This window comes from Bacillus sp. JST-5 (genome assembly GCF_057747715.1).
Genome location: NZ_JBYLHW010000009.1, coordinates 41975 through 52782 on the forward strand (window position 1 = coordinate 41975; position 10808 = coordinate 52782).

Genomic DNA, 10808 nt, shown 5'->3' on the forward strand with positions numbered 1-10808 from the left:
GCAGGCTCACGCCTAACTCTACTCAGTGTAACACCTTTCGAATTAAGACTCAGAGGTGCATTTCGAAAAATGAGAGGCATGAACCACTTTCAGCCGCTGATGGTTCTCTCTGTTATGCATCATTTTTCTACTTCTCCTCTTCAACGCTTTCAACAATATTTATGAAATTAATTGTATTTATACTATATTACATTTATCATAAAATGTTAATTTATTAGTGATTTAAGACGACGAATTACACGGTCTTTTCCTAATAATTCTATAGTATTTGGTAACTCTGGTCCATGAGTTTGTCCTGTAACTGCTACTCGAATTGGCATAAAAAGTTTTTTTCCTTTTTGGCCAGTTGCTTTTTGAACAGCCTTGATCGCTGCTTTAATTTCGTCAGCTTCAAATACTTGCAACTTCTCTATCTCTTCTAAAAATGATGATAATACCTCATTAACATGTTCTTCTTCTAAAACTTCCCTTGCTTCACGATTATACTCGATTTCGTCTTTAAAGAACATTTCGGAAAGTTCAACAATTTCTGCTCCATAACTCATTTGTTCATGATATAGCGCAACTAAGCGTTCCACCCATTTATATTCTTGATCAGATAAAGGCTCTTTTACTCGATTTGCTTTTACTAAATGAGGAAGTGATAATTTTACTACTTTAGATAAATCTAATTTTTTCATATATTGGTTATTTACCCATGTCAGCTTTTGCTTATCGAAAAAGGCAGGGGATTTTGATAAACGATTTGGATCAAACATTTCAATCAATTGATCTTTTGAAAAGATTTCTTCTTCCCCAACCGGAGACCAACCTAGAAGTGCAATAAAGTTAAATAAAGCTTCTGGTAAATATCCTAATTCCTTATATTGTTCTATATATTGAATAATTGATTCATCACGTTTACTTAATTTTTTTCTGTTTTCATTGACTATTAATGTCATATGTCCATACACCGGTGGTTTCCAATCAAAAGCCTCATAGATCATTAATTGTTTCGGCGTATTAGATATATGGTCATCTCCACGAAGAACGTGTGAAATTTTCATTAAATAATCATCAATTGCGACAGCAAAGTTATAAGTTGGTGTACCATCATTTTTAACAATAACAAAATCACCAATGCCGTCGGACTCAAAAGATACGGTTCCTTTTACCATATCATTAAATGTGTATACCTTACCTTGAGGAACTTTAAATCGAATACTTGGTTTACGTCCTTCTTTTTCTAATCTTTCCTGCTCTTCTTTTGTTAAGTGTGAACATTTTCCAGAATAGCGTGGCATTTCACTTCTTGCAATTTGAGCTTCTCTTTCAGCTTCTAATTCTTCTTCTGTACAATAACATTTATAGGCTAATCCACGTTCTAATAAATCAGTGTAATATTTTTTGTAAATTTCATTTCGTTCGGATTGGCGATATGGTCCATATGGTCCTTCTTTATCTATACTTTCATCCCAATCGATTCCTAACCATTTTAAATATTTTAATTGACTTTCTTCTCCGCCTTCAATATTTCTTTTTTTGTCTGTATCCTCAATACGTATAACAAATTTACCGTTATTATTACGTGCAAATAAATAATTAAATAATGCCGTACGAGCGTTCCCGATATGTAAATGTCCTGTTGGGCTCGGTGCATAGCGCACTCTTATATCTGTTGACATATTTAATTCCTCCTAAACTTCGTCCTTCTGTCTGTTCTACTACTCTTTATTTTATGTTAAGTTTATTTGAGACTCAACTTACATCATTAATTTTGCTTCTGTAATAAAACAACGGCTTGGGCTGCTATCCCTTCTTCTCTTCCTACAAACCCTAGCTTTTCTGTAGTAGTTGCTTTAACATTTATTTGCTCTAAAGAACTTTGTAATATTTCTGATATTCGCTCTTTCATTTTAGGTATGTACGGTGCCATTTTAGGTCTTTGTGCAAGAATGGTACAATCTAGATTTACTAATTGATATCCTTCTTTTTGAATCATGTCCCATACTTGTCGTAATAGTATAGCAGAATCTGCATCTTTAAACATTGGATTGGTATCAGGAAAATGATAACCTATATCACCTTTTCCTATAGCTCCTAGACAAGCATCTGTGATCGCATGTAATAGTACATCCGCATCTGAATGCCCTAATAATCCTTTTTCATGTGGAATTGTCACACCGCCAATAATTAGCGGACGGTTTTCTGCAAACTGGTGTACATCAAAACCTTGACCTATACGGTACATAGCTTTCCCTCTTTCATATTTTTACTTCAAAATTTTATCAATAATTGCTTCTGCATGAGGTATATCTTCTGGAGTTGTAATTTTAATATTATCGTAATTTCCTTCTACAATATATACTTTTTCACCCAGTCTCTCCACTAAACTTGCATCGTCTGTTCCAATAAATCCTTCATTAAAAGCTGTTTCGTGAGCCTTTAATAGTAAGCTAGGTTGGAACGCTTGTGGGGTTTGTACTGACCATAAGGTTGACCGATCAATAGTCCTTTGCACGATTGAGTTACTAACTTGTTTAATTGTTTCTTTTACTGGGACTGCAACAATTACGGCACCTTTTTCTTCCGTTAAATTTACGATCTCATGAATTAAATCTTTTCTTACAAATGGCCTTGCCCCATCATGTACTAAAATAATTTGTTGATGTGAACAGACTTTTAATGCTTCGTAAACACTATGTTGCCGCTCTTGTCCCCCTCTTACAATTTTTTTCACTTTTGTAATGGAATAAACCTTTAATAGTCGTTCTATCAAGGGGATATCATGTTCGCTTGCAGCAATATAAATTCCGCTACAATTTTCATCTTCCTCAAAAATCTTTAGTGTATGTATAATAATTGGAATCTCCTTTAATTCAATTAAAAGTTTATTTTTACCTGCCCCCATTCTTTTACCTTGACCAGCTGCAGGAATAATAACTTCATAATTCATTTCATCTTTCCCCTGTCATCTTTATATCGTATTACAGTTTATCATTAATCAATTCCCACTATCAAACACTTTTACGTTTAAATCAATAATTATATTATCTCTACTAGAAAATGAAAAAACCCACCGTTGAAAGTGGGTAATGAACTTATTTTATAACGCCTTTTCTAACAACTTTGGTTTTGCAAAAATCATTCGACCAGCTGATGTTTGTAGAACACTTGTTACTAAAACTTCTATTTGTTTTCCAATAAAGTTTCGACCGTCTTCAACAACTATCATTGTTCCGTCATCAAGGTATGCAATTCCTTGATCTTGCTCTTTTCCATCTTTGATTACTTGTACAACCATTTCTTCACCAGGTAATACTACAGGTTTAACAGCATTGGCTAAATCGTTAATATTTAATACTGGTACATTTTGCAGTTCACAAACCTTATTTAAATTATAGTCATTTGTTACTACTGTACCATTTGTTAATTTTGCCAACTTCACTAATTTACTGTCGACCTCTTGCACATCATCAAAGTTTCCTTCATATATTTCAACCTTAATAGATAGTTCTTTTTGAATCCGATTTAAGATATCCAAGCCGCGTCTACCACGGTTCCTTTTCAAAATATCAGAAGAATCAGCAATATGTTGTAATTCTTCTAAGACAAAACGCGGTATAACAATGGTTCCTTCTAAAAACCCGGTTTGACAGATATCAGCAACACGACCGTCAATGATAACACTCGTATCAAGAATTTTTAATTGAGATCTTTCATTTTGTTCTTCTTCGGAAGCTTTCCGTTTATTAGCTCTGTTTGCTAAAGAAAACAAATTAACAAGTTCTTCCCTTTTTTTAAATCCTACTTGAAATCCTAAATAACCAAATAAAAGGATTAATATGATTGGGGTAACTTCATTCACTAATGGCACTTGTATGGAGCCAATAGCAAATCCAACTAGAAATGCTACTATCAATCCTATGACCAATCCTAATGTTCCAAAAACTAAATCTAAACTTGGAGCTTTAATTAGTGATTCTTCTATCCATTTAATAAAATTAACGACATAATCAACTGCCCAAAAAGTTATAAAATAAAATATAATAGCGCCTAAAATTGCTGTAGTATATGAATTATTTATAAGAATATGATCTTGTAAATGGATTAATTCAAAAATATCAGGTATTAAAAGTATTCCAAGCGCACCTCCGAAAATTAAAAAGCACACTTGAACAATCCTTCTTAACATACCTTCACCTCCTTTTATACATTATAAACAGAATTAAATATTTAAAACGTACAATTAATGATATTTTTATGAAAATAATAAACTTGAAATGATTTTGTTATATTAGAATAATATGGAAGTCTATATTTTTTATCCTTAAATTACCATTTTTATAAAAATAATGTCAATCCAGCTTTATCCCTATTTTATTTGAGTACTCACATAGATAATGCCAATTGCAGTGCTTCAGATATGGTTGAAACACCTATAAGTTCTATTTCAGAAGGAACCTTCCAACCATCTAAATTATTTTTGGGGATAAAAACTCTTTTAAAACCGAGTTTAGCCGCTTCTTGAACACGTTGGTCAATTCTTGAGACTCTTCTTATTTCACCCGTTAAGCCTACTTCCCCAATAAAACAATCCGTAGGCTTTGTTGGTTGATCCCTAAAACTAGATGCAATGCTTACGGCAATAGCTAAATCTATTGCGGGTTCATCTAATTTAACTCCTCCCGCAACCTTTAAATAGGCATCCTGATTCTGTAATAGCATACCTACCCTTTTTTCTAAAACAGCCATTAATAGTGAGACTCTATTATGGTCTATACCTGTAGCCATCCTCCTAGGATTTCCAAAGCTTGTCGGAGAAATTAATGCTTGAATCTCGACTAAAACAGGTCTAGTACCTTCCATAGCTGCGACAACTGTTGATCCTGATGCTCCTTTTGAACGTTCTTCTAAAAATATTTCAGAAGGATTTTTCACTTCTTCTAGACCAGTTTCCTTCATTTCAAAAATCCCAATTTCATTTGTAGATCCGAAACGATTTTTTACTGCTCGTAATATTCGAAATGTATGATGTCTTTCACCTTCAAAATATAAAACAGTATCTACCATGTGTTCCAATAACCTCGGACCTGCAATGGCCCCTTCTTTTGTCACATGTCCAACAATAAAAATAGGAATACCTTTTGATTTGGCAATTCTCATAAATTCACTCGTACATTCTCTCACTTGTGAAACTGAACCTGGCGCGGAAGTAATATCGGGGTGATATACAGTTTGAATGGAATCAACCACAACAAAATCAGGATTCATCTCTGAAATGGTATAATCGATATCTTGAAGATTTGTTTCGGAATACACGTATAATTGATTGGCAGCTATTCCTAATCGTTCGGCACGGAGTTTTGTTTGTTTTACCGATTCTTCACCGGAAACATAAAGTACTTTATATTGTTTAACCGCTAAATTTCCAGAGACCTGGAGTAAAATTGTTGATTTTCCAATCCCTGGATCTCCTCCTATTAATACAAGGGAACCTTTAACAATTCCTCCTCCTAACACCCTATTAAACTCAAGAAAGTCCGTCTCTATCCTAGGTTCTTGTTCTGCATTAACACTAGTAATGGGCATTGGAGAGCGTTCTTTTCCATTTAAATGAATAGAATGTGCAAAAGCACCTCTACGATTACCTTTTATTTCTGTTATTTCTTCGGTTAATGAATTCCAACTATTACACCCTGGACATTTTCCCATCCATTTAGGGGATTCATAGCCACATTCTTGGCAAATAAATTTAGACTTGATTTTTGCCATGTTGTTCTCCTTTTGAATGATAATAATTTAATTAATATATTCGTTTGATAATTAGAAAAAACCTTCATATTACGGAAATATTCATCCTGACCAAGAGGATGAATATTTCCGGCAACCTCTTTTATCCATTTTGGAAAATAGCAGTTTTTACTATAAATTCTCCATTTTCTACATCAATGATTACTTTTTGTCCCTTTAATACTGTCCCTTTTAATAATTCTTCGGAAAGTCGGTCTTCAATATGTTTTTGAATAGCTCGACGTAGTGGGCGAGCACCATACTCTAAATCATGTCCTTCTTCCACAATCTTCTCTTTAGCAGCATCTGTAAGTTCTAAGTAAATATCTTGTTCTTTTAATCGTTTGGAGACCTCTTCCGTCATTAAACTAATTATTTCTTTCAAATGTTTCTTTTCTAGTGAATGGAAAACAATAATTTCATCAATTCGGTTTAAAAACTCCGGACGGAAAGCTTTTTTCAATTCTTCCAAAACTTTCCCCTTCATGTCTTTATAATCTTGTTCTCCATCTTGCAAGTTAAATCCAACATATTTGTTTCGTTTTAATGAATCCGCTCCTACATTTGATGTCATTATGACAATGGTGTTACGGAAGTCAACCGTACGTCCTTTTGAATCCGTAAGTCTTCCATCTTCTAAAACTTGTAACAAGATGTTAAATACATCTGGATGAGCCTTTTCAATTTCATCTAATAATACCACTGAATAAGGTTTTCTTCTAACTTTTTCTGTTAATTGGCCTCCTTCTTCATAACCTACATATCCAGGAGGGGACCCAACCAATCTAGAAGTGGAATGCTTCTCCATATATTCAGACATATCGATGCGAATCATAGCATCTTCGTCTCCAAACATAGCATCTGCTAATGCACGTGCTAACTCTGTTTTACCTACTCCTGTTGGGCCTAGGAAAATAAATGATCCTATTGGACGTTTTGGATCTTTTAGTCCAGCTCTAGCACGTCTTACTGCTTTTGCTACGGCTTTAACAGCTTCTTCTTGTCCAATAACCCTTGAATGTAAGATTTTCTCTAAATTTAATAATTTTACGGTTTCTGATTCTGCTAATTTGTTTACAGGAATTCCGGTCCAATTTGAAACTACCGTAGCAATATCTTCAACAGTGACTTCATTATTTTCTTTGCCCTGTTTTTCTTTCCAGCTTCGTTTTGTCTCCTCTAATTGTTCCCTTAAACGTTGTTCTGCATCTCTCAGAGAAGCAGCTTTTTCGAATTCTTGGCTTTGTACAGCAGCATCTTTTTCTTTACGAATTTCCTCTAACTTTAATTCAAGTTCTTTTAAATTTGGAGGAGTTGCAAAGCTTCTTAAACGAACTTTAGAACCTGCTTCATCGATCAAATCTATAGCTTTATCTGGTAAAAATCGATCAGTGATATAACGATCTGATAATTTAACAGCGGCTTCTATTGCCTCATCCGTAAAAGATACTCGATGATGGGCTTCATAACGGTCTCTCAACCCTTTTAAAATTTGGATTGTTTCCTCTACGGTAGGTTCCTCAACAATAATTGGTTGAAATCTTCTTTCTAAAGCAGCATCTTTCTCAATATATTTACGATATTCATCTAAAGTTGTTGCTCCGATACATTGGAGTTCTCCCCTAGCTAAGGAAGGTTTTAAAATGTTTGAAGCATCAATTGCACCTTCTGCTCCACCTGCACCAATTAATGTATGAAGTTCATCAATAAATAGAATAATATTTCCAGCCTGGCGAATTTCATCCATTACTTTTTTTAATCGATCCTCAAATTCCCCTCGATATTTTGTCCCTGCTACTACTGTTCCCATATCTAATGTCATAACTCTTTTATCACGAAGGATCTCTGGTACTTCATTATTTACAATTTGTTGTGCAAGTCCTTCAGCAATAGCAGTTTTTCCTACTCCAGGCTCACCAATTAAAACAGGATTATTTTTCGTGCGGCGACTTAAAACCTCAATTACTCTCTCTATTTCTTTACTTCTTCCGATGACAGGATCTAAGCTTCCTTCTCGAGCAATAGCAGTTAAATCTCTAGCTAAACTATCGAGTGTAGGAGTATTAGCATGGGTGTTTGATCCACTTTGATGACCGTTCGCTTCATGACTGCCTAATAATTGGAGAACTTGTTGTCTTGCCTTGTTTAAACTTACTCCTAAATTGCTAAGTACTCTAGCAGCTACTCCTTCACCTTCACGAATTAAACCTAATAAAATATGCTCTGTCCCTACATATGAATGACCTAATTTTCTTGCTTCATCCATAGATAGTTCTATCACTTTTTTTGCTCTTGGCGTGTAATGAGGAGACTGAGTTGTTTCTTGTCCTCTACCGATTAATTTTTCTACTTCTTCTTGAATTTTTCCAGCATTCAATCCAATTCCAAATAAAGCTTTTGCCGCAATTCCTTCTCCTTCACGTACAAGACCAAGCAATATATGCTCTGTTCCAACATTGTTATGTCCAAGGCGAATGGCTTCTTCCTGTGCTAGAGCTAAAACTTTTTGAGCTCTTTCTGTAAAACGACCGAACATCATAACTTTCAACCTCCCGCAGAATCATTTTTTCCCATGTTTAATCTTTCTCGAATTAACGCTGCCCTTCTTACATCACGATCAAATGGTCGTAATGGTCCTCCAGCATATTGTTGTAAGAAACCTGGTTGGGTGATAATCATTAGTTCATTTAAAATATTTTTGGGAACATTTTTTATATATCCCATATCTATGCCTAATCTTACATCTGATAAACATCGAGCTGCCTCTTTCGATTCTATAATGCGACAATTTGCAAGAACACCATAAGATCTAAATACTCGGTCTTCTAATTGTACCCCTGAGGTTTTTGCTAATGCTTCACGAGCAGATCTCTCTTGTGAAATAATTTGAGTCACAACACCTGATAAATCCTCTACAATATCTACTTCTGACTTTCCTAAAGTGATTTGGTTGGAAATTTGAAAAATATTTCCTAAAGCTTCGCTACCTTCACCATATATTCCTCTTACGACAAACCCTAATTGATTAATGGCAGGAATTATTCGATTCATCTGCTGAGTCAAAACCAATCCTGGTAAGTGCATCATTACCGATGCTCTCATTCCTGTACCTACATTTGTTGGACAACTTGTTAAATATCCCCATTTTTCGTCATAAGCATAATCCAACTTCTGTTCTAAACGATTGTCTATATAATTTGCTAGCTCTAATGCTCGATCAAGTTGTAATCCAGGGTAAATACATTGAATTCGAATATGGTCTTCTTCGTTTATCATAATACTAACTTCTTCATTATTGGATAACAAACAACCACCGTTCGTTGAATCTTCAGCTAAATGTGGGCTAATTAAATGTTTTTCCACTAAAACACGTTTTTGTAGTGGTTGTAATTGATCCATTAATAACATCTCTAATTTTCCCGTAGACTCAATATACATATCTGAAAAATTCTGTTCTATCAAATTTATTATTTCTTTTGATTCTTCATTCGAATATATTGTTGGAAATGAATAATCTTTTAAGTTTCTTGCCAATCGAATACGAGAGCTTAAAACTATATCCGATTCGGGACCGTCAGCACTCATCCATGAACTCACTGCTGAATTAAAAAAGCGCTCAAATGACACTTTTTATTCCCCTCCCTGCTCGGCTAATTTTTGCTCGAGAACTCTAATTTCATCTCGAACATATGCTGCCTTTTCGAATTCTTCTTCTGCGATTAATTTCTGTAACATTAACTTTAATTCTTGAATTTGTTTTTTATAATGAATATTACCTCCTGTCCTAATTGGTACTTTGCCTTTATGTTCACTATTTCCGCTATGAAGCTTACGGAATATAGGAGTTAAGTGGTTTTTAAATGCACTATAACAATTAGAACAGCCAAATCTTCCTATCTTTACAAATTGAGGTAGCGTCATAGAGCATTTGCTGCATTGTACCAATTCTTCAGGTTGAAAAGTCTCCTTTGCTTGACTGAAAGTAGGATTCATATTTAGAAAACTTGCAAGTAAGTTATTAATGGAAAAAGCAGAATCTCCACTAAACATAAACATTTCGCCTTTTTCTTGCGCACAGTGTTCACATAAATGAACTTCTGTTTTTTCCCCATTTATTATTTTTGTAAAATGGAGCGTTGCAGGATTTTGATTGCACCTTTGACAAATCAAGTTATTCACCTCTCCCAATAGTTATTGGTATTTAAGGGTATTTAGCATTGCTCTTAGCATGACAGCTCTTAGTTCGTCCCTCCTAGGTAACTCAACATTAATTACCGACCGATCTATAACACTTTTCATGATTTTTGCTTCTCTTAATGTGATTACATTTTCTTCATAAAGTCGTTGGATAATTTGCTCAGCACTCATTTGGGATAAATGACTTTTTATTAGTGAAACTAATTGGTCAATCAAATGAGATTTATTATTTGTTTTTACTTTCATTATACGAATATATCCGCCGCCGCCACGCTTACTTTCCACTACATATCCATTTTCTATCGTAAATCGGGTATTGATAACATAATTTATTTGTGAAGGTACGCACTGAAATCTATCTGCGATCTCGCTTCTCTTAATTTCAACAATTTCTTTCTCACTCATTTCTAATACCTGCTTTAAATAATGTTCAATCAGATCCGATATATTCTTCAAGTGACATGCCTCCCCCACATTGACTTTGACTATCTTTGACTAAATTATACCGAAAGTTTACATGTTTTTGCAATTATAATAACTATCGTTTCCAATTTCACTATTTATCTATACTCAATGTTATTGATACTTTCTTGTTTAATGAGCGGAAATAAATTAATAAATATGGAAAAATTACAGTTCAATAAAATTCATATTTTTATCACTTGTAGGTTGCGGGTTCAAGTCCTGCAGCCAGCACCACGTAAATCATCTAAATATTAAACGAGAGCCATTAGCTCGGTCGGTAGAGAATCTGAAATACAATTCATATTGAAGTACTATATTTTTATATACAAAAAAGCAGCCCTTTAAGGCTGCCTTTTCCTTTTGCTTGGCAACGT

The 10808-nt window shown here is 34.3% G+C and carries 9 protein-coding genes and 1 other annotated feature (1 of these 10 cut by a window edge); all 9 genes read right to left on the reverse strand.

The window, feature by feature from the left end; translation table 11 throughout:
• Positions 1-153: a binding site (T-box leader), on the reverse strand; it reaches 79 nt to the left of the window's first position.
• A gap of 53 nt (positions 154-206) precedes the next feature.
• Entirely contained in the window at positions 207-1664 is a 1458-nt protein-coding gene (gltX, locus tag AC3ASS_RS03870; RefSeq protein ID WP_488282192.1) for a glutamate--tRNA ligase, read from the reverse strand.
• 86 nt (positions 1665-1750) lie between these two features.
• The gene (ispF, locus tag AC3ASS_RS03875) at positions 1751-2230 is read right to left on the reverse strand and encodes a 2-C-methyl-D-erythritol 2,4-cyclodiphosphate synthase (protein WP_488282193.1); all 480 of its coding nucleotides are present in this window, start codon (positions 2228-2230) and stop codon (positions 1751-1753) included.
• A 21-nt stretch (positions 2231-2251) separates the two neighbouring features.
• Positions 2252-2935, reverse strand: coding sequence for a 2-C-methyl-D-erythritol 4-phosphate cytidylyltransferase (gene ispD / locus AC3ASS_RS03880; protein ID WP_488282194.1), 684 nt, complete (start codon positions 2933-2935; stop codon positions 2252-2254).
• A 150-nt stretch (positions 2936-3085) separates the two neighbouring features.
• Positions 3086-4174: a PIN/TRAM domain-containing protein gene (locus AC3ASS_RS03885; RefSeq protein ID WP_488282195.1), complete on the reverse strand. Its 1089-nt coding sequence runs from the start codon at positions 4172-4174 to the stop codon at positions 3086-3088.
• Positions 4175-4371: 197 nt separating this feature from the next.
• On the reverse strand, positions 4372-5754 hold the full coding sequence (gene radA, locus AC3ASS_RS03890; protein WP_488282196.1) for a DNA repair protein RadA: 1383 nt from the start codon (positions 5752-5754) through the stop codon (positions 4372-4374).
• A gap of 121 nt (positions 5755-5875) precedes the next feature.
• Positions 5876-8311, reverse strand: coding sequence for an ATP-dependent protease ATP-binding subunit ClpC (gene clpC, locus AC3ASS_RS03895; protein ID WP_488282197.1), 2436 nt, complete (start codon positions 8309-8311; stop codon positions 5876-5878).
• Positions 8312-8316: 5 nt separating this feature from the next.
• Positions 8317-9399, reverse strand: a complete 1083-nt coding sequence (gene mcsB / locus AC3ASS_RS03900; RefSeq protein WP_488282198.1) for a protein-arginine kinase McsB — start codon at positions 9397-9399, stop codon at positions 8317-8319.
• A 3-nt stretch (positions 9400-9402) separates the two neighbouring features.
• On the reverse strand, positions 9403-9942 hold the full coding sequence (mcsA, locus tag AC3ASS_RS03905) for a protein-arginine kinase activator protein McsA (RefSeq protein ID WP_488282199.1): 540 nt from the start codon (positions 9940-9942) through the stop codon (positions 9403-9405).
• A gap of 21 nt (positions 9943-9963) precedes the next feature.
• Positions 9964-10425 (reverse strand): CtsR family transcriptional regulator, encoded by a 462-nt coding sequence (locus AC3ASS_RS03910; RefSeq protein ID WP_488282200.1) that lies wholly within the window; start codon positions 10423-10425, stop codon positions 9964-9966.
• Between the last annotated feature and the right edge of the window lie 383 nt (positions 10426-10808).

Excerpts from the sequence above, each read along its gene's own strand:
- ispD (WP_488282194.1), bottom strand. The coding sequence starts at position 2,935 with ATGAATTATGAAGTTATTATTCCTGCAGCTGGTCAAGGTAAAAGAATG.
- ispF (WP_488282193.1), bottom strand. The coding sequence starts at position 2,230 with ATGTACCGTATAGGTCAAGGTTTTGATGTACACCAGTTTGCAGAAAAC.
- gltX (WP_488282192.1), bottom strand. The coding sequence starts at position 1,664 with ATGTCAACAGATATAAGAGTGCGCTATGCACCGAGCCCAACAGGACAT.
- AC3ASS_RS03885 (WP_488282195.1), bottom strand. The coding sequence starts at position 4,174 with ATGTTAAGAAGGATTGTTCAAGTGTGCTTTTTAATTTTCGGAGGTGCG.
- clpC (WP_488282197.1), bottom strand. The coding sequence starts at position 8,311 with ATGATGTTCGGTCGTTTTACAGAAAGAGCTCAAAAAGTTTTAGCTCTA.
- radA (WP_488282196.1), bottom strand. The coding sequence starts at position 5,754 with ATGGCAAAAATCAAGTCTAAATTTATTTGCCAAGAATGTGGCTATGAA.